The 25772-nt window shown below is 70.6% G+C and carries 24 protein-coding genes and 2 pseudogenes; 16 read left to right on the forward strand and 10 right to left on the reverse strand.

Annotated features, from left to right (window positions below):
* The first annotated feature begins 21 nt into the window (after window positions 1-21).
* A complete protein-coding gene (locus tag ABT025_RS25610) occupies window positions 22-837 on the forward strand; it encodes a serine hydrolase domain-containing protein (protein WP_350998917.1) in 816 nt (271 codons plus the stop codon).
* On the opposite strand, the gene ABT025_RS25615 is transcribed toward ABT025_RS25610, so the two are convergent.
* Window positions 803-1264, reverse strand: coding sequence for an ATP-binding protein (locus tag ABT025_RS25615; protein WP_350998919.1), 462 nt, complete (start codon window positions 1262-1264; stop codon window positions 803-805). The two genes, ABT025_RS25610 and ABT025_RS25615, sit on opposite strands and share 35 nt — an antisense overlap.
* Window positions 1265-1347: 83 nt before the next feature.
* On the opposite strand from ABT025_RS25615, the gene ABT025_RS25620 reads away from it, so the two are divergent.
* The 5 genes from ABT025_RS25620 to ABT025_RS25640 all read left to right on the forward strand — a co-directional run bounded on the left by ABT025_RS25620 (window position 1348) and on the right by ABT025_RS25640 (window position 5347).
* Complete coding sequence (locus ABT025_RS25620) at window positions 1348-2196, forward strand: helix-turn-helix domain-containing protein (RefSeq protein WP_350998922.1); 849 nt, start codon at window positions 1348-1350, stop codon at window positions 2194-2196.
* Window positions 2156-2431: a DUF397 domain-containing protein gene (locus ABT025_RS25625; protein WP_350998925.1), complete on the forward strand. Its 276-nt coding sequence runs from the start codon at window positions 2156-2158 to the stop codon at window positions 2429-2431. The genes ABT025_RS25620 and ABT025_RS25625 overlap by 41 nt, the downstream gene beginning before the upstream one ends.
* 230 nt (window positions 2432-2661) lie before the next feature.
* A complete protein-coding gene (locus ABT025_RS25630; protein ID WP_350998928.1) occupies window positions 2662-3441 on the forward strand; it encodes a VOC family protein in 780 nt (259 codons plus the stop codon).
* 356 nt (window positions 3442-3797) lie between these two features.
* On the forward strand, window positions 3798-4445 hold the full coding sequence (locus tag ABT025_RS25635; protein ID WP_350998931.1) for an RNA polymerase sigma factor: 648 nt from the start codon (window positions 3798-3800) through the stop codon (window positions 4443-4445).
* A 77-nt stretch (window positions 4446-4522) separates the two neighbouring features.
* A complete protein-coding gene (locus ABT025_RS25640; RefSeq protein ID WP_350998934.1) occupies window positions 4523-5347 on the forward strand; it encodes a hypothetical protein in 825 nt (274 codons plus the stop codon).
* Between the two features lie 279 nt (window positions 5348-5626).
* On the opposite strand, the gene ABT025_RS25645 is transcribed toward ABT025_RS25640, so the two are convergent.
* A complete protein-coding gene (locus ABT025_RS25645) occupies window positions 5627-7690 on the reverse strand; it encodes an alkaline phosphatase family protein (RefSeq protein WP_350998937.1) in 2064 nt (687 codons plus the stop codon).
* Window positions 7691-7938: 248 nt separating this feature from the next.
* Between ABT025_RS25645 and ABT025_RS25650 the strand changes: the two genes are divergently transcribed.
* Both ABT025_RS25650 and ABT025_RS25655 read left to right on the forward strand, forming a co-directional pair.
* Window positions 7939-8529: a GNAT family N-acetyltransferase gene (locus ABT025_RS25650; RefSeq protein ID WP_350998939.1), complete on the forward strand. Its 591-nt coding sequence runs from the start codon at window positions 7939-7941 to the stop codon at window positions 8527-8529.
* A 222-nt stretch (window positions 8530-8751) separates the two neighbouring features.
* The gene (locus tag ABT025_RS25655) at window positions 8752-9837 is read left to right on the forward strand and encodes an SUKH-4 family immunity protein (protein ID WP_350998941.1); all 1086 of its coding nucleotides are present in this window, start codon (window positions 8752-8754) and stop codon (window positions 9835-9837) included.
* Between the two features lie 137 nt (window positions 9838-9974).
* Here the strand turns inward: ABT025_RS25655 and ABT025_RS25660 are convergent, their stop codons facing one another.
* Complete coding sequence (locus tag ABT025_RS25660) at window positions 9975-10634, reverse strand: pirin family protein (protein ID WP_350998944.1); 660 nt, start codon at window positions 10632-10634, stop codon at window positions 9975-9977.
* Window positions 10635-10805: 171 nt separating this feature from the next.
* Here ABT025_RS25660 and ABT025_RS25665 point away from each other — a divergent pair, with 171 nt between their 5' ends.
* The 5 genes from ABT025_RS25665 (at window position 10806) to fabF (ending at window position 15676) form a co-directional block, all read left to right on the forward strand.
* Window positions 10806-12005, forward strand: coding sequence for a PucR family transcriptional regulator (locus ABT025_RS25665; RefSeq protein ID WP_350998946.1), 1200 nt, complete (start codon window positions 10806-10808; stop codon window positions 12003-12005).
* Window positions 12006-12094: 89 nt separating this feature from the next.
* Window positions 12095-13009 carry an ACP S-malonyltransferase gene (locus tag ABT025_RS25670; RefSeq protein ID WP_350999004.1) on the forward strand — a complete coding sequence of 305 codons (915 nt, stop codon included), beginning with the start codon at window positions 12095-12097 and terminating at the stop codon, window positions 13007-13009.
* A gap of 13 nt (window positions 13010-13022) precedes the next feature.
* Complete coding sequence (locus tag ABT025_RS25675; protein WP_350998948.1) at window positions 13023-14024, forward strand: ketoacyl-ACP synthase III; 1002 nt, start codon at window positions 13023-13025, stop codon at window positions 14022-14024.
* Between the two features lie 63 nt (window positions 14025-14087).
* Complete coding sequence (locus tag ABT025_RS25680; RefSeq protein WP_024490626.1) at window positions 14088-14336, forward strand: acyl carrier protein; 249 nt, start codon at window positions 14088-14090, stop codon at window positions 14334-14336.
* Between the two features lie 77 nt (window positions 14337-14413).
* On the forward strand, window positions 14414-15676 hold the full coding sequence (fabF, locus tag ABT025_RS25685; RefSeq protein ID WP_350998951.1) for a beta-ketoacyl-ACP synthase II: 1263 nt from the start codon (window positions 14414-14416) through the stop codon (window positions 15674-15676).
* 222 nt (window positions 15677-15898) lie between these two features.
* Here the strand turns inward: fabF and ABT025_RS25690 are convergent, their stop codons facing one another.
* A complete protein-coding gene (locus tag ABT025_RS25690; RefSeq protein ID WP_350998954.1) occupies window positions 15899-16393 on the reverse strand; it encodes a DUF3145 domain-containing protein in 495 nt (164 codons plus the stop codon).
* 352 nt (window positions 16394-16745) lie between these two features.
* On the opposite strand from ABT025_RS25690, the gene ABT025_RS25695 reads away from it, so the two are divergent.
* The 3 genes from ABT025_RS25695 (at window position 16746) to lgoX (ending at window position 20824) form a co-directional block, all read left to right on the forward strand.
* Window positions 16746-17660, forward strand: coding sequence for an SGNH/GDSL hydrolase family protein (locus tag ABT025_RS25695; protein WP_350998957.1), 915 nt, complete (start codon window positions 16746-16748; stop codon window positions 17658-17660).
* Between the two features lie 45 nt (window positions 17661-17705).
* Window positions 17706-18704, forward strand: coding sequence for an aldose epimerase family protein (locus tag ABT025_RS25700; protein ID WP_350998959.1), 999 nt, complete (start codon window positions 17706-17708; stop codon window positions 18702-18704).
* A 161-nt stretch (window positions 18705-18865) separates the two neighbouring features.
* Window positions 18866-20824 (forward strand): L-glutamate oxidase LgoX, encoded by a 1959-nt coding sequence (lgoX, locus tag ABT025_RS25705; RefSeq protein WP_350998962.1) that lies wholly within the window; start codon window positions 18866-18868, stop codon window positions 20822-20824.
* Between the two features lie 24 nt (window positions 20825-20848).
* Here lgoX and ABT025_RS25710 read toward each other — a convergent pair whose 3' ends face one another.
* The 6 genes and pseudogenes from ABT025_RS25710 to ABT025_RS25735 all read right to left on the reverse strand — a co-directional run bounded on the left by ABT025_RS25710 (window position 20849) and on the right by ABT025_RS25735 (window position 25718).
* Window positions 20849-21673 (reverse strand): EI24 domain-containing protein, encoded by an 825-nt coding sequence (locus ABT025_RS25710; RefSeq protein ID WP_350998969.1) that lies wholly within the window; start codon window positions 21671-21673, stop codon window positions 20849-20851.
* Window positions 21674-21803: 130 nt separating this feature from the next.
* Entirely contained in the window at window positions 21804-23321 is a 1518-nt protein-coding gene (arfA, locus tag ABT025_RS25715) for an arabinosylfuranosidase ArfA (RefSeq protein ID WP_350998972.1), read from the reverse strand.
* Window positions 23322-23359: 38 nt separating this feature from the next.
* Window positions 23360-23722 (reverse strand): annotated as a pseudogene (locus tag ABT025_RS25720) (ABC transporter permease subunit); the annotation flags it as partial.
* Window positions 23722-23970: pseudogene (locus tag ABT025_RS25725) on the reverse strand (extracellular solute-binding protein); the annotation flags it as partial. The pseudogenes ABT025_RS25725 and ABT025_RS25720, both read right to left, overlap by 1 nt.
* Before the next feature lie 210 nt (window positions 23971-24180).
* On the reverse strand, window positions 24181-24609 hold the full coding sequence (locus ABT025_RS25730) for an organic hydroperoxide resistance protein (protein ID WP_350998975.1): 429 nt from the start codon (window positions 24607-24609) through the stop codon (window positions 24181-24183).
* A gap of 89 nt (window positions 24610-24698) precedes the next feature.
* Window positions 24699-25718: an NADP-dependent oxidoreductase gene (locus ABT025_RS25735; RefSeq protein WP_350998978.1), complete on the reverse strand. Its 1020-nt coding sequence runs from the start codon at window positions 25716-25718 to the stop codon at window positions 24699-24701.
* Between the last annotated feature and the right edge of the window lie 54 nt (window positions 25719-25772).

Genomic DNA, 25772 nt, shown 5'->3' on the forward strand with positions numbered 1-25772 from the left:
CGACCAATTAGTCTCGTACCCATGCAGAGCCTGGCGATGATCGACAACTGGCCCGTCCCCACCGCGGCAGCAGCCGTCGTACGAGCGGACGGCACCGTCCTCGGCAGGCACGGCCCGACCGGGCACCGCTTCCCGCTCGCCTCCGTCACCAAGCCGCTCGCCGCCTATGCGGCGCTGGTGGCGTACGAGGAGGGCGCGGTCGAGCTGGACGAGCCGGCCGGCCCCGAGGGGTCCACGGTCCGGCACCTGCTCGCCCACACCAGCGGTCTCGCGTTCGACGAGCACCGGGTCACGGCCCCGCCCGGCACCCGGCGCCTGTACTCCAACGCGGGCTTCGAGGTCCTCGGCGACCACATCGCGAAGGCCACCGACATCCCGTTCCCGGAGTATCTGCGCCAGGCGGTCCTGGAACCCCTGGGCATGACCGCGACCACGCTGGACGGCTCGCCCGCCCGCGACGGCGTCTCGACCGTCGACGACCTGGCGCGGTTCGCGGCGGAGGTCCAGGCACCCCGCCTCCTGGACCCGCGCACGGTGCTGGAGGCGCAGAGCGTCGTCCACCCCGGGCTGAAGGGCGTCCTGCCGGGCTACGGCCACCAGAACCCCAACGACTGGGGGCTCGGCTTCGAGATCCGGGACCACAAGTCGCCGCACTGGACGGGCAGCTCCTCCTCCCCCGCGACCTTCGGCCACTTCGGGCAGTCGGGAACGTTCCTGTGGATCGACCCGGTGGCAGGTGCGGCCTGCGTGGCGCTCACCGACCGGGCCTTCGGGCCGTGGGCGGCCGAGGTGTGGACGCCGTTCACGGACGCGGTGCTGGCGGAGCTGGGGGCGTAACCGGCGCGGCGGCCAGGCACTCGAACCACACCGCCTTGCCGCCGCCGTCCCGGCGCACCTCCACGCCCCACTTGTCCGCGACGGCATCCACCAGCAGCAGCCCCCGCCCGCCCTCGTCGAGGACGTCTCCCGCACCCACGACGGGCATCCCCGGGCAGTCGTCCGCCACTTCGACACGGACTCCCTCGCCGCCCGGGAGCCGGAAGATGAACGTCTGGCAGCGGCGGCCGGGGACATGCCGGACGACATTGGCGATCAGCTCGGTGAGCGCGAGCTCCGCCGCATCGGCCACGGCTGCCAGGCCCCACCCGTTGAGGTAGAGCCGCAGGATGCGCCGCAGATGCCGGGCCGAGTGCTCGCCCATGGCGAAGTCGGCGCGGTAGACGGGCTCTTCGGACTCCGCCCGGGGAGCAGTTACGTGATTCATGTCACCATCGTGCGAGCAGGTGACTACGCTCGGCTACGTACGGAAACGAACGCCGCAAGGCGTTGCACACCGGAGGTCCCGCCGTGGCCAACGTCCAGTCACTCGACCCCAGCGCCTCCCCCCTGGACTACTACGGCTGGGAATTACGCCGCCTGCGCGAGGCCGCGGGCCTGAACCAGGCCCAGTTGGGCGAGATCATCTTCTGTACGGGATCATTGATCGGCCAGATCGAGACCACGAAGAAGATCCCCACCCGCAACTTCTCCGAACGGGTCGACGCCGCGCTCGGTACGGACGGGACGTTCTCCCGGCTGATGGGCCTGGTCCTGCGCAGCCAGCTGCCGACGTGGTTCCAGCCGTACGCGGAGATGGAGGCCAGCGCCTCGTACATCTCGACGTATCAGGCGCAGTTGGTCTACGGGCTGTTGCAGACGGAGGGGTATGCGCGGGCGGTGCTGGCCACCGGGATGCCCGACGACCTGGACGGCCTGCTCGCCGCCCGCATGGAGCGCCAGCGCATCCTGGAGCGTGAACGGCCACCACTGGCCTGGGCCATCCTCGACGAGGCAGTACTGCACCGGCCGATCGGCGGTCATGAGGTCATGCGCGCCCAACTGGTGCGGTTGTTGGACTTCGCCACCCACCGGTGGATGCGGATCCAGGTCCTGCCCTTCGCCGCCGGTGAACACTCAAGTCTGGCTGGCTCGTTCAACCTTCTACGCTTCGACGACGACCCGGACCTCGTCTACACAGAAGACATTATCTCCGGCCATATGACCGCCAGCCCCGACACGGTCCGGGAGGGCTCGCTCCGATACGCTCACCTGCAGGCCGCCGCCCTCTCCGTGGAGGACTCGGCGGCTCTGATCGCCCGCGTGATGGAGGAGCGTTATGGAGACCGGCCCCGACCTGAAGAGCGCGCAGTGGCGTAAATCCAGCTACAGCGGAAACACCGGTGGCGACTGCGTCGAGTGCACCGTGACCGGCGGCGCCGCGTGGCGTAAGTCGTCGTACAGCGGCAGCACCGGCGGCGAGTGCGTCGAGGTCGCCGAGGGCAGCTCCTGCGGTTCCGTGCCCGTCCGCGACAGCAAGGACCCCTCCGGGCCCGTCCTCGTCGTCGGGGCAGACGCCTGGCGCGGCTTCGTGGCCGGGCTCTGCGCGAACTGAGCTCGTCCCGGTCCGTCCGGTGAGGGGCGACGAACGCACGGCACGGCCGACCTGTCTCCGGGCAGTCGCCGAAACCGCGCGGACCGTACCGCCGGGGAAGCCGTCAGCGGGGTGGGCGACATGGAGCAACCTGCTCACCTGCGCCGGCGGTTCCGGCGTGTCGTGAGGTCGGCTTTCCCGGCACGCCCCGAGGGCGGCGGGAAAGCCGACCTCACGAGAAGGGGCGAGAGATGCCCGAAGTCACCACTCCGTACGCGACCGGCACGCCGTGCTGGGTCGATCTGATGGTGAAGGACCAGCAAGCGACTCTGGACTTCTACCGCGACCTGCTCGGCTGGCAGGGGCAGCCCAGCCCGGCCGAGTTCGGCGGATACGCGGTGTGTGAGCTGAACGGCAAAGCGGTCGCCGGAATCGGCAGGACGATGGCTCCCGAAGGGATGCCGGAACCGCCGACCGTGTGGACCAGCTACCTGGCGTCCACCGATGCCCAGGCCACCCAGGACGCCATCGTCGCCGCCGGAGGCACCCTGCTGGCCCCGGTGACCGACATCGGCGACATGGGACGGATGCTGATCGCCGCCGACCCGCAGGGCGCGGTGTTCGGGGTGTGGCAGCCCGGCTCCTTCTCCGGTGCCCAGGTGGTCAACGAGGCCGGTGCGCTGACCTGGAACGAGCTGCACACCAGCGATGTGCTCGCCGCCACCGCCTTCTACGGCGAGGTGTTCGGCATCGAGATCCGGCCGCTGGACGGCACGGACTCCTACTGGGAGGTCCGGGTCGGCGACCGTGCGGTCGGCGGCGCCACTCTGCTGGCCAACGACCCGCCCGGCACACCGGCGCACTGGCTGACCTACTTCGCGGCCGACGACGTGGACTCCTCCGTGGACGCGCTGGTCCGGCAGGGCGGCAGCGTTCTGGTGCCGCCGTTCGACATGATGGCCGGCCGGATGACCGTGGTCGCCGACCCGCAGGGCGGCGTGTTCGCGATGATCAAGCCGACGCCCATGTGACCCCCCTCCCATCGCACATCGCGGCCCGCCCGGGAGTACCGGGCGGGCCGCACGCGCATGCGCCGGGCGACCCCCTCTCCGACGAAGGCCGGCGCCACGTGCGGCTTCTCGTACCGGGTGCGGTCGGTCCACGGAACGTCGCCCCGACCCGGGGACCGTCATCGGCGGCCCGGTACGTTTCCGCGTGAAGAACGTGAAGAAGCAGCGCTTCCGCAGGGGTGGGGCGGCACCGAAATGGGATCAAGCCATGACACATCGGCTGGAGGACCGCCCTTGTGGCAGGGCCGGATCCCTCCGACGGTGCGGAGATCAGGATCGGCGGGAACCTTCGGCCCGTTGCCGGACACGTACAGGGCATGGAGCTGAACGACGCTGATCCCGCCGGCCCGGTCGGAGGAATATCCGACCGGGCCCTGTGGGCGAGGGCCGTCGACGGGGACCGGGAGGCATTCGGCCGGATCTTCGACCGTCACGGGAAGACCGTCTACAACTATCTGTTCCGGCGGACGGCCGACTGGTCCGAGGCCGAAGACCTCACGTCGACCGTGTTTCTGCATGCCTGGCGCCGGCGGTCCGAGACCGTACTCGACCGCGACTCGGCCCTGCCGTGGCTGCTCGGCATCGCCGACCGCCTGGTGTCGAACACCAGGCGGCGGCTGAGGCGGGCCGAGGCGTTGCTGCACCGGCTCGTCTCGCACGACGAGCCGGTGAGCGACCACGCGGACCGCGTCGCCGTCCGGGTCGACGACGAGCGTCGTATGTCGGAGATCCACCGGGCGCTGGCCCGCCTGCCCCGCCACGAACGCGAGGTCATCGAGCTCTGTGTGTGGTCGGGCCTGGACCAGCAAGCGGCCGCGGCCACGCTGAAGGTGGCAGTCGGAACCGTGAAGTCCCGACTGCACCGGGCACGGCGAAGGCTGGGGGCCGACCTCGTCGACGGGGTCATGGTCGCGGCGTCATTCAGTTCCAGGAATCCCGTCAACGCGGAAGAGGTCGCACGATGAATGACAAGCAGGGCATTCCTGCGGCTCCTTCCGATCGTGATCTGCCGAGTCATCGGCGGACCCGAGAGGAGCTACTGATGAAGATCGACTCAGAAGGCAACCAGGCTTCGCTGCGCAGCAGGTGGGGAGTGCCGCTGGCGGTCGCCGCCGGTGTTGCGGTGCTGAGTGTCGGGGCCGTGGCCGTCTTCAGCGGGGCGGGGGAAGCCGAACCGGTTCTCGCCTCCCCCGCCGGAAACCCGAGCCCCGCCGCATCACCGAGTGCGGGCGCCACGCACGGCTCCACGTCGGGCGGAGCCGGCGAGGCGCCGTCCTCGGGTCAGGCGTCGTCCACGCCGGACACCTTCACCGTCACCAGCGGGAAGACGACCCCGATCGACGCGGGAACCGTCAGCAGGATCCTGTCCTCCTGCCTGGGTTCGGACGCATCGCGCTACCACGCGGTGATCGGGGTCCGCACTCCCGTCGCCTCGCAGGACTGGGACGGCGTGGTCGTCGCCGTCGACTCCGCCGGCCAGTACGTGCAGTGCGAGTCGAAGGGCGACAAGGGCAACAGCCCGGACTCCCCGCCCACGTTCATCAACAACCGCCTGTGGGGCACCGGTCGCACGATCGCGTACTTCGACTCCATCGGCTCACGCGTCGGCAAGAAGCAGCTCGTCATGCTGGGCGCCGGGCACCACGCGCCCAACGTTGCCAAGGTGGCCATCAGCTACGGCGACGACCCGAAGCAGTACCCGGCGGTCATGGCGGGCGGCGCGTTCGTCTACGCGGCAGCTCTCGCCACCGACTCGTCCCACCTCGACCCGCAGGACGCGGCGGGCCCGAACCCCTACGTCCATGCCTACGACGCAGCCGGCAAGGAGATCTACAACCAGGCGAAGGACCCGCAGTTCGCCCGCTGAGGGCTGTCCCGTGATCCGTGGCGGATCGGCGCACGGCGTCGGATGCGGTGCATCGCAAGGCGGAGGAGCGTCCGCATACCGGATGTATTCGGGCGTTCCGACAACGCGGCGAGGTGCCGTAACTGTCGTCGTGCGCCCGCCGGGGATTGCGGGACAGCCCTCAGCAGCGGGCCCGGGGCCGTCGCGAGACCACACCGGGCCGCCCCGGACATGAGAGGTCCCGGCCCTGCGGTGGGGCCGGGACCTCTCGCTTCGGTCAGCGGTCCGTCACCGCCGTCGTCAGAGCGTCGACACACGCCCCGCGTACCGCTGGGTCCACCCTGTGCCGGTGTTGGCGGTGAGCACCACGTCGTAGTAGCCGTGCTCGGTGGGCCAGTGCACGACGGTGGAGGAGCCACCGGGGACGATGAACTTCCGGGTGCCGCCGAGGTAGTCGTTGGCCTTCAGGGTGTAACGGACGGGGTGCTTGCCGTCGTTGTGCAGCCGCAGCCTGACCTCGGCGCGCCTGCCCCCGACCAGCTCCGCCCGGACGCGCGGAATGCCGATGCGCTTGCTGCTCGCGCTCTCGGGGATCACCTGTCCGGCGAAGGAGCGGAGGAACCCGTCGGGCCCGTAGACGGAGAAGGCGTACTTGCCGTCGGTCTCGTTCGTGTCCCAGGTGTACGAACCGGGGGTCGCCGCGCTCACCGTGTACGGCGTGTTGGCGAAGGCGAGGTACTGGTCGGGGAAGACCTGGAGGCTCACTGCCTTGCCCTCCGGGCCGCCGGCCAGCGTCATGGACGCGGTCACCGTGCCGGAGGCGCGGTCCTCGGTGAAGGTGGCGTGCGGGTGGAAGGAGAGGCCGCGCGGCTTCATCCGGTCCTCCGGCAGCTTCGGCGGGGTCCCGGTGACCGGGTCGGCGATGACGACCGGGCCCGGGCGCGGGTGCGCGAAGTCGATGGCGCTGGTGAGGTCGCCGGCGATGGAGCGGCGCCAGTCGGTGATGTTCGGGCAGGTGAACGGCTTGCCCAGATGACCGGCCCAGGTCTCCAGGAACTTCACCGTCGAGGTGTGGTCGAACACCTCCGAGGCGACATAGCCGCCTCGTGTCCACGGGGAGACGAGCAGCATCGGCACCCGGGGGCCGAACCCGTACGGAGTGGTGCCGGAGAACTCACCGGGCGTGCCCGCCTCGGGGCGCGGGGGCAGGACGTGGTCGAACTTTCCGTCGTTCTCGTCGTAGGTGATGATCACCAGGGTGTGGTTCCAGATGTCCTCGTTGCTCTGGAGCGTCTGGAGCACCTTGTTCATGTAGCGCTCGCCGTGGACGGTGTCGAAGCCCGGGTGCTCACTCCACGCGGCGGGCATCACCACCCAGGAGACCTCGGGAAGCGGGTGCTCGGCGCCCGGCTCGCAGGCCGCGATGAGGTCGCGGAGCACGGCGTCGAGGTTCGCATCGGAGTCGTCGTTGGGCGTGGTGGCGCCCTCGTAGACGAAGGAGTTGGCCTTCCAGATCCTGCCGGTGCCGGGTTCCAGGTCGGCCGCGTCGGCCGTGCGGGGGTCGAAGGAGGCGAAACTGTTGGTCACGTTGCAGCCGTACTCGCCGACGTAGCCGCTCTGGAGGCTGCCCCGGACACCGTTGCCGCTGTTGTCGGAGTAGACCCGCCAGTCGATGCCGGCCTGCTGGAGCTGCTCGGGGACGGTGGTCCAACTGCGGCTGTAGTCGTTCTGCTTGGCGTTGGTGACCTCGCCGCCCGCCGAACCGGTCATCAGGTAGTAGCGGTTCGGGATGGTCGGCCCGTGCAGCGAGCAGAAGTTCATGTCGCAGACGGTGTACTGGGAGGCGAGCGAGTACATCCACGGCATGTAGTCGGGTGTGTAGTACCACATGCAGTGGTCGCCCTTGTCCTTCACCCAGGTGTTCCACCGCCCGTCGTTGGCACCGTAGAAGTTGTGGTTGTCGCTCCAGGTCGCGGTCGACACGGCGGGCGTCACGATGGCGCCGGTGGCGTCGCGCTGCTGGAAGACGTCGGTGCCGTCCTGGAACTTCAGGACCTGCTTGTCGTCGTGCCCGCGTACACCGGGCAGCTGACCGAGGTAGTGGTCGAAGGAACGGTTCTCCTGCATGAGGATCACCACGTGCTTCAGATCGGATATGTCGCCGTTGAAGCCCTTGGGCAGGTGGTACTCGGCCGCACTGGCCTGCGCCCCGACGGCCGCCTCGGCGACCGGGCCGGCAGTCATGGCACCGAGGGTGACGGCGGCGGTCTGGAGCATCCGGCGCCGGGTGATGCGGAACTCGTCGGCGGGGCTCACGGTGCTCTCGATGTCGGGGCGCGGGGATTCGGTGGTGCTGGGAGTCATCAGGGGGACCTCTGGGGGAGAGTGGTTCAGGGGGAAGGTGTCGGCGCGTGCCTGCGAAAACTAGGCCGCCGGGGCGAACGGGGGGCGAACCAAGGACGTATTCCTGAAGCACCGGCAGATTTCCACGGGGTCCGATGCCGGGTCGAGGTGGTTCACGGTGACAGCCGAAACTCGCGCCCCGTTGGCCGGTCGGCCGGTCTTGCCATCCCGCTGGCCGGTGATCGCGGGGACCGGTACCCTCCCCGGCCATGACCGACACAGTCCGCGCCACCGCCTCCGACGTCCCGGCGCTCGCCACCGTCCTCGCCAGCGCCTACGCCGAGGACCCCGTCTGGTCCTGGCTGATGCCGCACGACCGGGACCGGCGGCTGCGGCTGCTGTTCACCGCGCATCTGGCCCAGCAGGTCCCGGCGGGCCGGGTGTGGACCGATCCGGACCGCACGGTCGCGGCGGTGTGGGCGGAACCCGGGCAGTGGAAGCTCCCGGTGAGCTACCTGCTGCGCAACGCGGGCACGCTGCTGCGGGCGGGACGAACCCAACTCCCCCGGACCGGGATGCGGTTGCTGGCACTGGAGCACCGCCATCCGGCCGGCCCCGCGCACTGGTACGTGGAGTACATCGGCACCCATGCCGACGCGCGCGGCACGGGGCGCGGCTCACAGGTGCTGGGCGGGCTGCTGGAGCAGGCCGACGCGGACGGGCGGCCCGTGTTCCTGGAGTCCAGCAACCGGCGCAATCTGACGTTCTACGAGCGGCACGGTTTCGCCGTGCACGAGGAGATGACCTTCCGGTCCGGGCCGCCGATGTGGTCGATGTGGCGGCGGGACGCCGGGCGGTAGACACCGGCGCGGTCGCGTCGGTCCCGGTTCCCTCTCTCCGCCCACCGTGCGAAGTGGCCTGCGCCGACGCGGAGTCGACGAACACCCGCGCTTGAAGCTAGCCTGCCCGACGGGCGACAGCCTGTGCGTCGGCGGACCGTACGGGCCTACGGCGTCGCCCCTCACCGAAGGCCTCGACCGCACCGCACGAGTCGCACGACCGGATGACAGGGGGGCCGCGCCGTGACCGGACCGACGGACCGCGCCACGCTGCGTTTCAACGTGACGCCGGACCAGATGAGCCACTGGTTCGCGGAAGTGGAACGCCACACACCACCAGGGATCACCCACGACCTCACCCGGCGCTTCCTGGCCGAGATCGGGCTGCCCCGGACAGCCGCCCTGATCCGGTTCGAGCCGGGCGGGCCGGACACCACCTGGCCCGAACTCCATCGCATCGGTGCCTACGGCGACCACGGCCACGTCCTGCTCGACCCCGGAACCGGCCACGTGTACTCGTACGACACGGGCGTCGGCGGAGTCCAGCCGGACCCGATGAGCGTCGACGTGTCCGCGCTGGTCCGCGACGCCCACCTGGCCGAGGATCTGCGGAACGACCGGGAGCCGCGGCACACCGCCGACGAACTGCTGGAACTGCTGGCGGTGACCGAGCCGGAACTCCCCACGACCGGTTCGTTCTGGCCGACGGCGTACGTGATGTGGCAGCTGCGCCGCGCGGCCGTCCCCGGGGACGGGCTCGCCGTACGCGTCTCGGGAGAGATGCTCGATCTCGTCTACGAAGGGGAGCACTGGGGGTTTCCGGACGAGTTGCTGCCCGACGCTCTGGTGCACGGCCCGACAAGGCGGTTCCTCCGCGAGACCGGGGTCGTCGACGCCTGGGCCTACCTGGAGATGTCCGGCCACGAGGAACGGCTGCCGACCCTCGCCGAGGTCACCGCCCGCCGGACCGAGGAAGGAGAGGACCTTCCCGGTCCACCGCCGGACGCCGAGCACCTGATCGTGCTGGGGTACGTCTTGGAGGACACCGACCTGGTGGTGGACGGCCGCACGGGTCTGGTCCTGATGTGGAACCCGTACGAGGCCGGGTTGACCCCGTGCAACACGGACCTCTCCACCCTCGCCTTCACCATGTGGGCGGTCGCCCACGCGGGGGCGGAGGGCCGGCGGCTCGGAGTCGGGATGGACGGCGTCTGGAAGACGATCATCAGGGACCTGCTGGGCGGGATCGACCCGGTGGCGTGGGCCGACCCCTGGGGCTACTGGCCGAACCTGCTCTTCGACGGAGTCAACGGCATCGCGCTCGAATGAACGGTCCGCGCGCGGTGGTCGAGTCGTTCACGACTCGACACCGGCGCAACGCCGATGGGCCGCGGCTACGGCGGGGTGGTGAGCGCCGCCGCGCGACACGCTGCCCCCGGCCGTCCCAGGCGGCCGTCGGCCGTCCTTCAGACGGCGCTGAACTCCCACACCAGCACTTCCGCCGCCCCCACCGCGACCAGCTCAAGCCCCGTCTCCCCGGCGATCCGCACCGCGTCCCCCGCCGCCAGCACCTCGTCGCCGAGCCGCACGTCCCCGGCCACCACGTGCACGTACACCTGCGGCGCGTCCGGCACAGCGGTGCGCTCCCCCTCGGCCGGCCGGCGCACATGGAGCATCGCACCGGCTTCCGGCAGGGCGTACGGGGTGGAGTCGGCGATGCCGGGGACGGTCGTGTACGAGGGCTCACCGCCCGGCTCCAGGGGCGCCAGCCACATCTGAAGGAACGTCAACGGCATCTCCCCGTCGTTGCGTTCGACGTGCCGGACGCCGGAGGCGGCGCTGAGGTGCTGGACGTCCCCGGGCCGTACGACCGTGGCATGACCGGCCGAATCGCGATGGGTCAGCTCGCCCTCCACGACCCAGGTGACGATCTCGGTGTGGCTGTGCGGGTGCTCCTCGAAGCCCGCGCCCGGGGCGAGGCGCTCCTCGTTGCAGGCCAGGACCGGGCCGAAGCGGAGGTTGTCGGGGTCGTAGAAGGTACCGAAGGAGAAGGAGTGCCGGGACTCGATGCCCACCGCCCCGTCCCCACCCCTGAATCGGTCGCCCGAGCGACGTACGGAAATCACCTCTCCACGGTAGCCCGGCCCGGCCGGACGGGACGTCCTACGGGAATTCACACGAAGTGAGATGATCTTGCCCCGGCCCGGACGGGCCCACGGCTCCGGCGGGCTGCCCCGGTACGACCCGCGGACCGCCCCGCCTTCGGGCACCCGTCCGGATAGGGCAGTCTTGTCCCCGTGCCCCGACCCGATCCTGAGCAGCCCGCCGCCAACGCCGCCCACCTCCACGCAGCGACCCTGAAACGGCTGGAGCAGTCCTCCGGCCGGCTGGCCGCGAACGCGATCGCCCGCATGGACGAGTCGCTGTCCTGGTACCGGGCCATGCCACCGGAGAACCGGTCCTGGATCGGCCTGGTGGCCCAGGCCGGCATCGCCGCGTTCACCGAGTGGTTCCGGCATCCGGAGACCCCGCAGGCCATCTCGACCGACGTCTTCGGTACGGCGCCGCGCGAGCTGACCCGGGCGATCACGCTGCGGCAGACCGTCGAGATGGTGCGGACGACGATCGAGGTCATGGAGGCGGCGATCGACGAAGTCGCCGCGCCCGGCGACGAGTCGGTGCTGCGCGAGGCGCTGCTCGTCTACGCGCGGGAGATCGCCTTCGCGACCGCCCAGGTGTACGCGCAGGCCGCCGAGGCCCGCGGCGCCTGGGACGCCCGCCTCGAATCCCTCGTGGTCAACGCGGTGCTGTCCGGGGAGGCCGACGAGGGCGCCGTGTCCCGGGCCGCGGCGCTCGGCTGGAACTCGCCCGAGCACGTCTGCGTGCTGCTCGGCACGGCCCCCGACGGCGACAGCGAGCTGACCGTGGAGGCGATCCGCCGGGCCGCCCGGCACGCCAAGCTCCAGGTCCTGACCGGGGTGCTCGGCAACCGCCTGGTCGTCATCGCGGGCGGCAGCGACAATCCGCTGCAGGTCGCGAAGGCGCTGATCGGCCCGTATGCGGCGGGCCCGGTCGTCGCCGGGCCCGTGGTGCCGGACCTGCTGGCCGCCACCCGCTCCGCGCAGGCGGCCGCCGCCGGGCTCAAGGCCTGCAGCGCCTGGCAGGACGCCCCGCGGCCGGTACTCGCGGACGATCTGCTGCCGGAGCGCGCGATGGCGGGCGACCCGGCCGCGCGGGATCAGTTGGTGGAGGAGATCTACAGACCGCTCGAAGAAGCAGGTTCTGCCCTCCTGGAGACGCTGAGTGTGTATCTGGAACAGGCGAGCAGCCTCGAAGGCGCGGCCCGCATGCTGTTCGTCCATCCCAACACCGTGCGCTACCGGCTCCGACGTGTGACAGACGTCACCGGATGGTCGCCTTCCGATGTCCGCTCGGCGTTCACTCTGCGGATCGCCCTGATTCTGGGGCGCCTGGCCGACAGGGATCTCCAGTCCTAGACTTTTGTCGGACATCAACAAATCCCCCCACGGTTCTTCGTCCCTGTCCCCACGGGCGTTCCGGACCATTGACAAGAGAGAGTGTGAGGGTGCTCGTACTCGTCGCTCCCGGCCAAGGCGCTCAGACGCCCGGCTTCCTTACTCCCTGGCTCGACCTCCCCGGTGCCACCGACCGCATCGCGGCCTGGTCCGACGCCATCGAGCTCGACCTTGCCCACTTCGGCACGAAGGCCGACGCGGAGGAGATCCGTGACACCGCGGTGGCTCAGCCACTGCTGGTCGCCGCCGGTCTGCTCTCCGCCACCGCACTCAACGCTTCGCCGGGTGTCGTCGCAGGTCACAGCGTTGGCGAAATCACCGCGGCCGCTCTCGCCGGAGTCATCGGCGACGAGGCGGCGCTGCGTTTCGTACGCACCCGTGGACTCGGCATGGCCGAGGCCGCGGCGGTCACCGAGACCGGCATGGCCGCGCTGCTCGGCGGTGACCCGGAGGTCACCGTCCCGCACCTGGAGAGGCTCGGTCTGACACCGGCGAACGTCAACGGGGGCGGCCAGATCGTCGCCGCCGGCACCGCCGCACAGATCGCCGCTCTCGTCGAGGACAAGCCCGAGGGCGTGCGCCGGGTGGTCCCGCTCAAGGTCGCCGGCGCGTTCCACACGCACCACATGGCACCCGCGGTCGACCGTCTCCGTGAGGCCGCCACGGCCCTGAAGGTCTCCGACCCGGCCGTGACATATGTCTCGAACGCCGACGGGAAGACCGTCGCCACCGGCGCGGAGGTCATCTCGCGGCTGGTCGGCCAGGTCGCCAACCCCGTTCGCTGGGACCTGTGCATGGAAACGTTCAAGGCGCTGGGCGTCACCGCCCTCATCGAGGCCTGCCCCGGCGGCACGCTGACCGGCCTGGCCAAGCGCGCGCTGCCCGGCGTGCAGACCCTCGCGCTCAAGACCCCCGACGACCTCGACGCGGCCCGCGCGCTCATCGCTGAGCACGCAGGCGTCTAAGGAGCCCGAGAGTATGTCGAAGATCAAGCCCAGCAAGGGCGCCCCGTACGCCCGGATCATGGGCGTCGGCGCCTACCGCCCGACCCGCGTCGTGCCCAACGAGGTGATCCTCGAGACGATCGACTCGTCCGACGAGTGGATCCGCTCCCGGTCCGGCATCGCCAGCCGCCACTGGGCCTCCGACGAGGAGACCGTGTCCGCGATGTCCGTCGCGGCGTCCGGCAAGGCCCTCGCCGAAGCCGGGATCATGCCGGACCAGATCGGCGCGGTCGTCGTCTCCACCGTCTCGCACTTCAAGCAGACCCCGGCCATCGCGACCGAGATCGCCCACAAGGTCGGCGCGGGCAAGCCCGCCGCCTTCGACATCTCGGCCGGCTGCGCGGGCTTCGGCTACGGCCTGGCCCTCGCCAAGGGCATGATCGTCGAGGGCTCGGCGGAGTACGTACTCGTCATCGGCGTGGAGCGGCTGAGCGACCTCACCGACCTGAGCGACCGCGCGACGGCGTTCCTGTTCGGCGACGGAGCCGGTGCCGTCGTCGTCGGCCCGTCCGACGTCCCAGCCATGGGCCCCACGGTCTGGGGCTCCGAGGGCGACAAGTCCGACGCGATCAGGCAGACCGTGGCGTGGGACGCCTTCCACGCCGACCGTCCGGAGAAGTTCCCCGCCATCACGCAGGAGGGCCAGGCGGTCTTCCGCTGGGCCGTCTTCGAGATGGCGAAGGTCGCCCAGCAGGCGCTGGACGCGGCCGGGATCGCCCCGGAAGACCTGGACGTCTTCATTCCGCACCAGGCCAACATGCGGATCATCGACTCGATGGTGAAGACCCTGAAGCTGCCGGAGCACGTCGTGGTCGCCCGTGACGTCGAAACCACCGGCAACACCTCCGCCGCCTCGATTCCGCTCGCAATGGAGCGACTCCTGGCGACCGGTCAGGCCAAGAGCGGCGACACCGCGCTCGTCATCGGCTTCGGGGCGGGTCTCGCCTACGCCGCGACGGTCGTTACCCTCCCCTAGGCACACCGGGTCTTTTCGCCCGGACGCCCGAACCCAGCAGAAACACACCGAAGGAGCGCCAACATGGCCGCCACGCAGGAAGAGATCGTCACCGGTCTCGCCGAGATCGTCAACGAGATCGCCGGTATCCCGGTCGAGGACGTCCAGCTGGACAAGTCCTTCACCGACGACCTGGACGTCGACTCGCTGTCCATGGTCGAGGTCGTCGTCGCCGCCGAGGAGCGCTTCGACGTCAAGATCCCCGACGAGGATGTCAAGAACCTCAAGACGGTCGGCGACGCCGCCGACTACATCCTGAAGCACCAGGCCTGATCCAGCCGACTCGTGTGTCGCCACCCGGCGGTGGCGCCGCTGATTCACGACCCTCTACACGTGGAGAAGATTTTCCAGTGAACTCGACCAATCGCACTGTGGTCGTCACCGGTATCGGCGCAACCACTCCGCTGGGTGGCGATTCCGCATCGACCTGGGAAGGTCTGATGGCCGGCCGTTCCGGCGTCAAGCCTCTTGAGGGCGAACGTTTCGCCGAACTGCCTGTCCGGATCGCGGCCCTCGCGGCCGTCGACCCGGGTGACGTCCTGCCCCGCCCGCTCGCCCGCAAGCTGGACCGCTCGGCGCAGTTCGCGCTGATCGCGGCCCGCGAGGCGTGGGCGGACGCGGGCTTCACCGGCCCTGCCGGTGAGGACGAGAAGATCCAGCCCGAGCGACTGGGTTCGGTCATCGCTTCCGGCATCGGTGGTGTGATCACCCTGCTCGACCAGTACGACGTGCTGAAGGAGAAGGGCGTACGCCGCGTCTCCCCGCACACCGTGCCCATGCTCATGCCCAACGGCCCGGCCGCCAACGTGGGTATCGAGGTGAACGCCCGGGCGGGCGTCCACACCCCGGTCTCCGCCTGTGCGTCGGGTGCCGAGGCCATCGGGTACGCCGTCGAGATGATCCGCACCGGCCGTGCCGACGTGGTCCTCGCCGGTGGCACCGAGGCGGCGATCCACCCGCTGCCGATCGCCGCGTTCGCCAACATGATGGCGATGTCCAAGAGCAACGACGAGCCCGAGAAGGCCTCACGTCCGTACGACACGGGCCGCGACGGCTTCGTCCTCGGCGAGGGCGCCGGTGTCGTCGTCCTGGAGTCCGCGGAGCACGCCGCCGCGCGTGGCGCCCGGGTCTACTGCGAGGTGCTGGGCCAGGGGCTGTCCGCCGACGCCCACCACATCGCCCAGCCCGAGCCGACCGGGCGCGGCATCGCCGCGGCGATGCAGAACCTGCTGGACCAGACGGACCTCAAGCCGTCCGAGGTCGTGCACCTCAACGCCCACGCGACGTCCACGCCGCAGGGCGATGTCGCGGAGCTGAAGGCGCTGCGCAAGATCCTGGGCGACGACCTGGACCATGTCGCGATCTCCGCGACGAAGTCGATGACGGGTCACCTGCTCGGTGGCGCGGGCGGTATCGAGACCGTGGCGACGGTCCTGGCCCTGCACCACCGGATGGCTCCGCCGACCATCAACATCGACAACCTCGACGAGGCGGTCGAGGCGGACATCGTGCGCGGTGAACCGCGGCCGCTGCCCGAGGGGCCGATCGCGGCCATCAACAACTCGTTCGGCTTCGGCGGACACAACGTGGTGCTGGCGTTCCGTAGCGTCTGATCACTTTCCCGCTGTACGCGTGAAGCCCGCTTCCCCTGGAATTCGCCGTGAGGGGAGGCGGGCTTCAGGCTTTCGGGGGCTCCGCCTCCGGACCCCCGCTCCTCGGTCGCCGGAGAGGCTTGATCCGGGCCGATCGCCGCCCGGCAGGGTGCGGGGCGGAGCCCCGCTCGGGCCTCAGTGCTCAGCCTCGCCTCCCCGGCAGCGGGGCAGCGCCCCGGTGGGTCACACCACCTGGTGGAGCCACCGCACGGGCGCGCCCTCGCCTGCGTGGCGGAAGGATTCCAGCTCGTCGTCCCACGGTTTCCCCAGGAGCTTGGCGATCTCACCCTCCAGGTCGCTCTCCCCGCTCAGCGACCGCGCCAGGGCGGCCCTCAGCCGGTCCTCGGGGACCAGGATGTCGCCGTGCATGCCGGTGACGGCGTGGAAGATGCCGAGCTCGGGCGTGGAGCTGTAGCGCTCGCCCTCCGCGGTCGGCGACGGTTCCGCCGTCACCTCGAAACGCAGCAGATCCCAGCCGCGCAGCGCGGAGGCCAGCTTCGACGCCGTGCCCGGACGGGCCTGCCAGGAGAATTCGGAACGCCAGGTGCCGGGTGCGGCCGGCTGTCTGATCCAGTCGAGCTGGACCCGCACGCCCAGTACGCCCCCCACCGCCCATTCGACGTGTGGGCAGAGCGCGCGCGGGGCTGAGTGGACGTACAGGACTCCACGTGTCGTCACCGGGACCTCCAGTGTGGGACGAGGTTCGCCTTCCCCAGCGGCTTCGCGCCCGCACCGCCTCCTACCGGCCGCTGCCCAAGGCTGTCATCAGTAAACAGTATCGGGCGTTAATGTCCGGAGAAGGGAGGGTATGTGACGTGATGTGATGTTCGAGATCCACCCGAGTGGAGCCGGGCGGCCGAAAGAGCCACTGGTTCGACGGGGAAAAGCTACCGTGCGGCGGCGTCCGAGGTGTGACGTACCGTCGGTCCTGGGCCCATGATTCGCTCAGCATTCACCCGGCAGGGCGCGCGGACCCGCCGACCGGTGCCACAAGGGTGTGCCGGAGGCATGGGACAGGAGGGACGAGGACATGCCGGATCGCTCCGTACGGCACCGCTCGCGGACCGCACTGGCCGCACTGGCCGCCGTGTCGTTCCTCGGCACGGCCGTCCTGACGGGCTGTGACTCCGGGTCCGACAGGACGACGAAGGGCGCGACGGCCGAAGCGGGCAGGCGGCCGGCGGCCGCACCGCTCTGGGACCGCAGCCCGGAGTCGGTGGCCGCGGTCGGGGACTCCATCACCCGCGGCTTCGACGCCTGTTCGGTGCTGGCCGACTGCCCCGAGGCCTCCTGGTCGACGGGCTCGGACAGTGCGGTGCGCAGCCTGGCGGTGCGACTCCTCGGCACCTCGGGCGCGGCGTCCCACAGCTGGAACCACGCCGAGACGGGCGCCCGGATCGCCCAGTTGCCGGAGCAGATGGCGCTGGCCGCGAAGGAGGACCCCGCTCTGGTGACGGTGATGATCGGCGCCAACGACGCGTGCCGGGACTCGGTGCGGGCGATGACGCCGGTGGCCGACTTCCGCGCGTCGTTCGAGGCGTCGATGCGTCAGCTGCGCAGCGCGGCGCCGAAGGCGCAGGTGTACGTGTCGAGCGTGCCGGACCTCAAGCGGCTCTGGTCGACGGGCCGGGGCAGTCAGCTGGGCAAGCAGATCTGGAAGCTGGGCATCTGCAAGTCGATGCTGAGTGACGCGGACGACATGAGCGCCTCGGCGGTGGCCCGGCGGGCAGCGGTGCAGGACCGCGTCATCGCGTACAACGGGGTGCTGCGCGAGGTGTGCGCGAAGGACGCGCGCTGCCGTGACGACGGCGGGGCGGTGTTCGACTACCGGTTCACCGGAAAGCAGCTCAGCCAGTGGGACTGGTTCCACCCGGGACGGAACGGGCAGGCCCGGCTGGCCGAGATCGCCTACCGCAACGTCACGGCGGCGCGGCCTCCCGCGTAAGACCGGCCGCCTCCCCACGCACCGGTCAGGCTAGAGTTTCCGATCATGGAGACGGGTTCGAACACGGTGATGCGTACGGAACACTTCGGCACCCTCGGGGACGGCACCGCCGTGGACCGCTGGACGCTGGAACGTGGCGGTACGCGCGTGCGGGTGCTGACGTACGGCGCCACCGTGCAGTCCGTCGAGGTGCCCGGCCGGGACGGCGCCCGGGCCGCGGTGGCGCTCGGGCTGCCCGATCTCGACTCGTACATCCAATACCCGGGGCCCTACTTCGGCGCACTGGTCGGGCGGTACGCGAACCGGATCGGCGGGGCGTCGTTCGTCCTCGACGGGACGACGCATCACGTCACGCGCAACGAGGGCCGCAACCACGTGCACGGCGGGGCCATCGGCTTCGACAAGCGCGTGTGGGACGCCCGCGAGACCGCCGACGGGGTGGAGCTGTCACTGGTCGCGGCGGACGGCGAGGAGGGGTTCCCGGGGCGCCTGGAGCTCTCGGTGGCCTACACGCTGGACGAGGACGGGGCGCTGCGGATCGCGTACCGGGCGACGACGGACGCGCCGACCGTGCTGAACCTGACGAACCACACGTACTGGAACCTGGCGGGCGCCGACTCCGGCAGCGCACTGGGCCAGCGGCTGCGGATCGCGGCCGGGCGGATCACCCCGGCGGACGCGGAGTCGCTGCCGACGGGTGAGTTCCTGCCGGTGGACGGAACCCGGTTCGACTTCCGGGAGCCGCAGCCGGTCTCCAAGGAGTACGACCACAACTTCGTGCTGGACGAGGATGTGACGGGCCCGGTGGCCGAGCTGTACGACGAGGCGTCGGGGCGCGTCCTGACCGTCACGACGACGGAGCCGGGCATGCAGCTGTACACGGCGGACCACTTCGACGGCCGGCCGTTCGGGCCGTGCGCCGGGATCGCCCTGGAGACCCAGCACTTCCCGGACTCGCCGAACAGGCCGGAGTTCCCGAGCACGGTGCTGCGGCCGGGCGAGGAGTACGTGTCGACGACCGTGTACGGCTTCTCGGTGCGCTGACGCAGTGCCGTTTCCGACGCCTCGGCGTTCTCGCAGGCGAGCGTCCTGACCTGCGGGAACGCCGATAATACAAGATCGCTAAGCGGCACCTGGGAGTGATTCCGGGCGGTCTACGCGCGTTCGCGCAATGCGCCCCTTTCCGCGCCCCCCAGGGTGGCGGCATGACTTCCAAGCCTGCCGAGCCGACTTCCGGCCTGCCCTCTTCCGGTCTTCCTTCTTCCGACCTGCCCTCCAGGCGCACCGTGATCGCGGGTGCCGCCGCGGGGGCCGCCGCCCTCGCCGCGACCGGCGCGACCGCGGCGCACGCGGCCGCGCCCGGGTCCCTCGCCGCCCCCGCCGCCGCCCCCGGCTCCGACTGGAACGCCTGCCTGACCGTCGCCCGCGCCGTCCTCGTACGCGACGAGCAGGACGAGTCGCTGGTGCCGCACTACCGCGACGTCCTGCTCTCCAAGGGCCTGCCGCGCAGCGGCAAGGGCCCGAAGAAGGTGCTGATCATCGGCGCCGGCCCGGCCGGGCTCACCGCCGCCCATCTGCTCCGCGAGGCCGGGCACACCGTCACCGTGATCGAGGCCAACGGCAACCGGGTCGGCGGCCGGATCAAGACCTTCCGCACGGGCGGCCACGAGAACGCGAAGTCGCCGTTCGCCGACCCCAAGCAGTACGCCGAGGCCGGGGCGATGCGCATCCCGGACAGCCACCCGCTCGTCACCGGGCTGATGGACGGCTTCGGGCTGAAGCGCCGCCGCTTCCACCTCGTCGACGTCGACGCCGAGGGGCAGCCCGTCAACCACACCTGGATCCATGTCAACGGCATCCGGGTCCGCAAGGCGGACTACGCGAAGAAGCCGCAGGCGGTCAACCGCTCCTTCGGGGTCCCCGCCGAGTTCGAGGACAAGACCGCCTCGACCATCGTGCGCGAGGCATTCGCCCCCGTACGCAAGGAGTTCGAGGGCAAGGAAGGCTCGGAGCTCGTCAAGGGCTGGGCCCGGGTCATCCAGAACTACGGCCACTGGTCGATGTTCCGGTTCCTGACCGAGGAGGCCAAGCTCGACGAGCGCACCATCGACCTCATCGGCACCGTCGAGAACCTCACTTCGCGGCTGCCTCTCGCCTTTGTGCACAGCTTCATCGGGGCCTCCCTGATCAGCCCGGACACCGCGTTCTACGAGCTGCCGGACGGCACGGCGACGCTGGCCGACGCCATGTACGCACGGGTCAAGGACCTGGTGCGGCTGGACCGCCGGGCCGCCAGGATCAGTCACGGGGAGGACGGCGTCCGCGTCGAGACGGTGTCGGAGGGGCGCGACGGGAAGGTCGTGCGGGAGACGTTCACCGGCGACCGGGCGATCGTCACCGTGCCGTTCTCCGGGCTGCGCCACATCCCGGTCACCCCCGCGCTCTCGTACGGCAAGCGGCGAGCGATCACCGAGGTCCACTACGACGTGGCCACCAAGGTGCTGCTCGAATTCAGCCGCCGCTGGTGGGAGTTCGAGGAGAAGGACTGGAAGGAGGAGCTGGAGAAGGTCCGACCCGGCCTGTACGACGAGTACCGGCTCGGCAAGGCGCCGGCCGACGGCTCGCTGCTGGGCGCACACCCCTCCGTACCGTCGGGGCACATTCCGCCCAACCAGCGCGTGCACTACGCGGCGTACCGCGCGACCGCCCGCAACCAGCCCGAGGCGGCCCACGTCATCGGCGGCGGATCGGTCACCGACAACGCCAACCGCTTCATGTACCAGCCCTCCCACCCGGTCGAGGGGAGCAAGGGAGGCGTGCTCCTCGCCTCGTACAGCTGGGCCGACGACGCCCTGAAGTGGGACTCCCTGGACGACGACGAGCGCTACCCGCACGCCCTGGGCGGGGTCCAGGACGTGTACGGGCAGCGCATCGAGGTCTTCTACACGGGGGCCGGTGCCACCCAGTCGTGGATGCGCGACCCGTACGCGTACGGCGAGGCGTCCGTCCTGCTGCCCGGCCAGCACACCGAACTGCTCGCCGATGTGCGGTCGGCCGAGGGGCCGTTGCACTTCGCGGGCTGCCACACGTCCGTCAAGCCCGCCTGGATCGAAGGGGCGTTGGAGTCCGCGGTCCGCACGGCGCTGGAGGTGCACACGAGCTGACCTCCGAGGGTGAGCTCAGCGAGCTCAGTCGTTCACGCGGTGGGGCGGCGAGGCAGGGAGCGCACCCTCGCCCTCCTCGTCGTCGGCGTCCTCGTCATCGCCGTCGCCGCCGTCCTCCCCCATCAGGTCGCGCGCCAGCAGGGTCGCTCCCGCGACGGCCCCCGGCATCAGGAAGACGGCGACGAACGGGACCAGGAAGGCGAGCCCCAGCGGTACGCCGAAGCCGAGGATCATCAGGCGGCGGCCGCGCAGCAGGACGAGCCGGTCCTTCAGCACCATCCCGCGGCGCTGGAGCGCGACGGCGGTGAGTTCCTCGGCGAGGAAGTACCCCGTGACGCAGAACCCGATGAGCGGGACGACGGTCTGGCCTGCGACCGGGATGAACCCGAGGGCGAAGAGCAGGACCGCGTACAGCGCGACGCGCACCAGGATGCGCACGCTGTCGCGGGCGGAGATCCACAGCTCCCGCCAGAGCGGCAGCCCGGACTCGGGGACCTCGCCGCCCTCGGCGCGGTCCACCTCCTCGGAGAGCGACTCGTAGAAGGGCTGCCCGACGAGCAGGGTCACGGCGGTGAACGTGATGACGGCCAGGAAGAGGCCGAAGGCGAAGACCAGCACGGTCAGGGTGGTGCGGAGCAGGCCGAGCCAGGGCGAGGACCAGCCGTCGGCGAACGGGGTCACCCAGTCCGCCAGGTCGTCGGCCCCGTAGCCGAGGCCGACGAGGGCGCCCGCGTACAGGAAGAGGGTGATCAGGCCGGGCAGCAGCCCGATGCCGAACCACTTGCCGTGTCGGGCGACCCAGCGCTGCCCCTTGATCAGATGGCTGAAGCCCGCCCCGAGATCACGCATGGCGTCAGCCTACGAGATCGCGGAGGGCGTCGGCGCCACGGGGAGTCGCACCTGAACTCCCCCGGCTCCCCGGGGCTTCGTACGCGCAAGCCCCGGGGGCCGTGCAGCGCTGTGCCCGGCTCCGCCGGGTTCAGACGAGGCGGATCACGTTCCAGGACATCGGCTCCAGCACGGCCCGCAGCACTCCCCCGTCGAGCACGGTGCCCTCCGCCGGGTGCGGGGCGACCCGTCCGGGCTCGGTGAGGGTGTTGCGGGCGTCCGGGTCCGCGTCGGCGAGGACCTGGTGCTCCGCGATCTCCGCCAGGTCGAAGCCGTGGAGGGCGACTTCGAGCGGGAGGGCCGCCGACTGGCTGCGGTTGACCGCGAAGACGGTGACCGCGCCGGTCTCCGGGTCACGGACGGCGGTCGCGTGCAGCAGGTCCGTCTCGCCGTACCTGGCCGTCCCGTACGTGGGCGAGTCCACCCGCACGTCCAGGACCTGGCCCCGGCCGTGCTGTGCGGCCTGGGCGAACGGGAAGAAGGTGGTCTGCCGCCAGGCCGGGCCGCCGGGCTCGGTCATGATCGGGGCGATCACGTTGACCAGCTGGGCCAGGCAGGCCACGGTCACCCGGTCGGCGTGGCGCAGCAGGGCGATGAGCAGGGTGCCGAGGACGACGGCGTCGGTGACCGAGTAGTTGTCCTCCAGCAGGCGGGGTGCCTCGGGCCAGTCGAGGGGGTTCGCCTCGGCCTCCTGCTGGCTGCGGGTCATGTACCAGACGTTCCACTCGTCGAACGAGAGGTTGATCTTCTTCGTGGACTTCAGCCGCGCCCCGACGTGGTCGCAGGTGGCGACGACGTCCTCGATGAAGGACTCCATGTCCACGGCGGACGCCAGGAACGAGTCGCGGTCGCCGTCGAGTTCCTCGTAGTAGGCGTGCAGCGAGACGTGGTCGACGAGGTCGTAGGTCTCGGCGAGGACCGTCGCCTCCCAGGCGGCGAACGTGGGCATGGACCGGCCCGAGGAACCGCAGGCGACGAGTTCGACGGCCGGGTCGATCCGGCGCATCGCGCGTGCTGTCTCGGCGGCGATCCGGCCGTACTCCTCGGCGGTCTTGTGACCGGTCTGCCAGGGGCCGTCCATCTCGTTGCCCAGGCACCACAGCTTGATGCCGAAGGGGTCCTTGTCGCCGTGCGCGATGCGGCGGTCGGAGAGTTCGGTGCCGGCCGGGTGGTTGGCGTACTCCTGGAGCTCGATGGCCTCCTGGACGCCCCGGGTGCCGAGGTTCACGGCCATCATGGGTTCGGCCTGCGGCCCGATCTTCCGGCAGAAGGCGATGAACTCGGAGAGCCCGAAGCGGTTCGTCTCGGTGGAGCGCCAGGCGAGGTCGAGGCGGCGCGGCCGCTCGTCGGCGGGGCCGACGCTGTCCTCCCAGCGGTAGCCGGAGACGAAGTTGCCTCCGGGGTAGCGGATGGCGGTGACGCCCAGTTCGCGGATCAGTTCCAGGACGTCGGTGCGCAGACCGGCCTCGTCGGCCGAGGGGTGGCCGGGCTCGTATATGCCGTCGTAGACACAGCGGCCGAGGTGCTCCACGAACGAGCCGAAGAGGCGGGGGTCGACATCGCCGACGGTGAACGCCGGGTCGAGGGTGAAGCGGGCGGTGCGGGTCATGACTTCCTTCGGGGTGTCGGTACGGAGCTCGGTGCGGGTCACTGGCCGGCCAGGCCGGTGTGGGCGACGCCGCTGACGATCTGGCGCTGGAAGAGGACGAGGACGAGGACGACGATGAGCGGCAGTCCGGCCGTCAGCCCGCCGGCCATGGGCTGGGCCCACTGGATGCCGTGGGAGTTCCTGACGGTCGCAATGCCGTTCGGCATGGTCATCAGGCCGGGGTTGTCGGTCACCGTGTACGGCCGCAGGAAGTTGTTCCAGGACGCGATGAAGGTGAAGGTGCCGACCGCGGACAGGGAGGGCTTCGACAGCGGCACGATGATGGTGGAGAACACCCGCCGGAGGCCGGCTCCGTCGACGTACCCGGCCTCCTCCGGCCCCCTCGGGATGCCCTGGAAGAGCTGCCCCACTGGAGGGTCGGATCCTTCACCTCGACACCGGGGTTGGCCCTGCGGAAGGAGTCCGGCATCGCGATCATGTCGTAGCCGTCGCCGCCGCTGAAGAGGTTCCAGCAGCGGACCCGGGCGGCGGCACTCGACGCGAGGGCGTCCGCGCCGCTTCCCGGCGCCGCGAAACCGAAGCTGCCGGCGACGGCCGCCCCGCCCAGCCCTGTGATCAGTTGCCTGCGATTCAGGCCAGGTCGTCCCATGCCCGCCCACTATTCGAAATATCGAATGCTGCCCGTAACTTCGAACGGACCGTAGAATCGAAGCGCTTGCGCGTCAACGGGTCGCGCAAGAATTCCGAACAACGTCCGGGATACCGAACGCGAGATGCCTGGCAGGGGTGGCGAAACGGCCGAGGGCCGCACCCTCGCGGGTGCGGCCCTCGGCTGCGTACTTACGGGTGGTGCGGGCGGTCAGGCGACCGAGAGCGCCACCTTTACGTTGCCGCGCGTGGCGTTCGAGTACGGGCACAGCTGGTGCGCCTTCTCGATGAGCGTCTGCGCGGTCACCGCGTCGACGTTCGGAATGGCCGCGCAGATCGCGGCCTCCAGGCCGAAGCCACCGGCCTCCGTCTTGCCGATGGAGACCGAAGCGGTCACCGTGGAGCCGGTGATGTCGGCCTCCTCCTGGCGTGCCACCACACCCAGCGCGCCCTGGAAGCAGGCGCTGCAGCCCGCCGCGAAGAGCTGCTCGGGGTTGGTGCCCGCGCCACTGCCGCCCATTTCCTTCGGCGGGCCGGCGACCACGTCGAGCCTGCCGTCGTCCGAGGCGACCCGGCCGTCACGGCCGCTCGAAGCGGTGGCTACGGCGGTGTACGCGACAGCTGTGTCATGAATGGTCACGCTCGAGGATTCCTCCTGCTGATGCGCCGCGACTCGCGCCCACGATCGCGACGGCCCGGGACGAGCCCAGCCCGTACCCATGAGGCGGTTCAGCCGAGGGAGACGATCATCTTTCCGGTGTTCTCGCCGCGGAGCAGACCGAGGAACGCCTCGAAGCCGTTCTCGATGCCCTCGACGACGGTCTCGCGGTACTTGAGCTCGCCGGAGGCCAGCCAGCCGGCCACCTCCTGGACGAACTGCCCCTGGAGATCGGCGTGATCGCCGACGAGCATGCCCTGCAGGCGCAGCCGCTTGCCGATGACGAGGGCGAGGTTGCGGGGGCCGGGGGTCGGCTCGGTCGCGTTGTACTGGGCGATCATGCCGCAGATCGTCGCGCGGCCGTGCACGTTGAACGAGGAGATCGCGGCTTCGAGGTGCTCGCCGCCGACGTTGTCGAAGTAGACGTCGATGCCGTCGGGGGCGGCCTCGCGCAGCTGCTCGGCGACGGGGCCGTTCTTGTAGTTGAAGGCGGCGTCGAAGCCGTACTCCTCGACGAGCAGCTTGACCTTCTCGTCGGAGCCGGCGGAGCCGATGACGCGCGAGGCGCCCTTGAGCTTCGCCATCTGGCCGACCTGGCTGCCGACCGCGCCGGCGGCGCCGGAGACGAAGACCGCGTCCCCCTCCTTGAAGGAGGCCACGTCGAACAGGCCGGCGTAGGCGGTGAGCCCGGTCATGCCGAGCACGCCGAGGTAGGCGGAGAGCGGGGCGAGGGAGGCGTCGACCTTCACCGCGTGCTTCGCGGGGACGTCGGCGTACTCGCGCCAGCCGAGACCGTGCAGGACGTGGTCGCCCACCTCGAAGCCCTCGGCGCCGGACGCGACGACCTCGCCCACCGCGCCGCCCTCCATGGGGTGGTCCAGCTTGAAGGGCGGGGTGTACGACTTCACGTCGTTCATCCTGCCCCTCATGTAGGGGTCGACCGAGAAGTGCAGGTTGCGGACGAGGATCCGGCCCTCGGCGGGAGCGGCGACCGGAGCCTCACGCAGCGCGAAGTCCTCGGCCTTCGGCCAGCCGTGCGGTCGGGCTACGAGGTGCCATTCACGGCTGGACGTGGGAAGAGCTGCAGACATGGGCTCGGTGTCTCCTCGGTCTGTGAGTCGGTCTCTGAGGGAGTGGGGGAAGCG

This window comes from Streptomyces sp. NPDC002809 (assembly GCF_040295435.1).
In the GTDB taxonomy this organism is placed as follows: domain Bacteria; phylum Actinomycetota; class Actinomycetes; order Streptomycetales; family Streptomycetaceae; genus Streptomyces.

Coding starts and splice junctions, on each gene's coding strand:
- ABT025_RS25610 (WP_350998917.1), top strand. CDS start 22: ATGCAGAGCCTGGCGATGATCGACAACTGGCCCGTCCCCACCGCGGCA.
- ABT025_RS25615 (WP_350998919.1), bottom strand. CDS start 1,264: ATGAATCACGTAACTGCTCCCCGGGCGGAGTCCGAAGAGCCCGTCTAC.
- ABT025_RS25625 (WP_350998925.1), top strand. CDS start 2,156: ATGGAGACCGGCCCCGACCTGAAGAGCGCGCAGTGGCGTAAATCCAGC.
- ABT025_RS25630 (WP_350998928.1), top strand. CDS start 2,662: ATGCCCGAAGTCACCACTCCGTACGCGACCGGCACGCCGTGCTGGGTC.
- ABT025_RS25635 (WP_350998931.1), top strand. CDS start 3,798: ATGGAGCTGAACGACGCTGATCCCGCCGGCCCGGTCGGAGGAATATCC.
- ABT025_RS25640 (WP_350998934.1), top strand. CDS start 4,523: ATGAAGATCGACTCAGAAGGCAACCAGGCTTCGCTGCGCAGCAGGTGG.
- ABT025_RS25645 (WP_350998937.1), bottom strand. CDS start 7,690: ATGACTCCCAGCACCACCGAATCCCCGCGCCCCGACATCGAGAGCACC.
- ABT025_RS25650 (WP_350998939.1), top strand. CDS start 7,939: ATGACCGACACAGTCCGCGCCACCGCCTCCGACGTCCCGGCGCTCGCC.
- ABT025_RS25675 (WP_350998948.1), top strand. CDS start 13,023: ATGTCGAAGATCAAGCCCAGCAAGGGCGCCCCGTACGCCCGGATCATG.
- ABT025_RS25680 (WP_024490626.1), top strand. CDS start 14,088: ATGGCCGCCACGCAGGAAGAGATCGTCACCGGTCTCGCCGAGATCGTC.
- ABT025_RS25695 (WP_350998957.1), top strand. CDS start 16,746: ATGCCGGATCGCTCCGTACGGCACCGCTCGCGGACCGCACTGGCCGCA.
- ABT025_RS25700 (WP_350998959.1), top strand. CDS start 17,706: ATGGAGACGGGTTCGAACACGGTGATGCGTACGGAACACTTCGGCACC.
- lgoX (WP_350998962.1), top strand. CDS start 18,866: ATGACTTCCAAGCCTGCCGAGCCGACTTCCGGCCTGCCCTCTTCCGGT.
- ABT025_RS25710 (WP_350998969.1), bottom strand. CDS start 21,673: ATGCGTGATCTCGGGGCGGGCTTCAGCCATCTGATCAAGGGGCAGCGC.
- arfA (WP_350998972.1), bottom strand. CDS start 23,321: ATGACCCGCACCGCCCGCTTCACCCTCGACCCGGCGTTCACCGTCGGC.
- ABT025_RS25735 (WP_350998978.1), bottom strand. CDS start 25,718: ATGTCTGCAGCTCTTCCCACGTCCAGCCGTGAATGGCACCTCGTAGCC.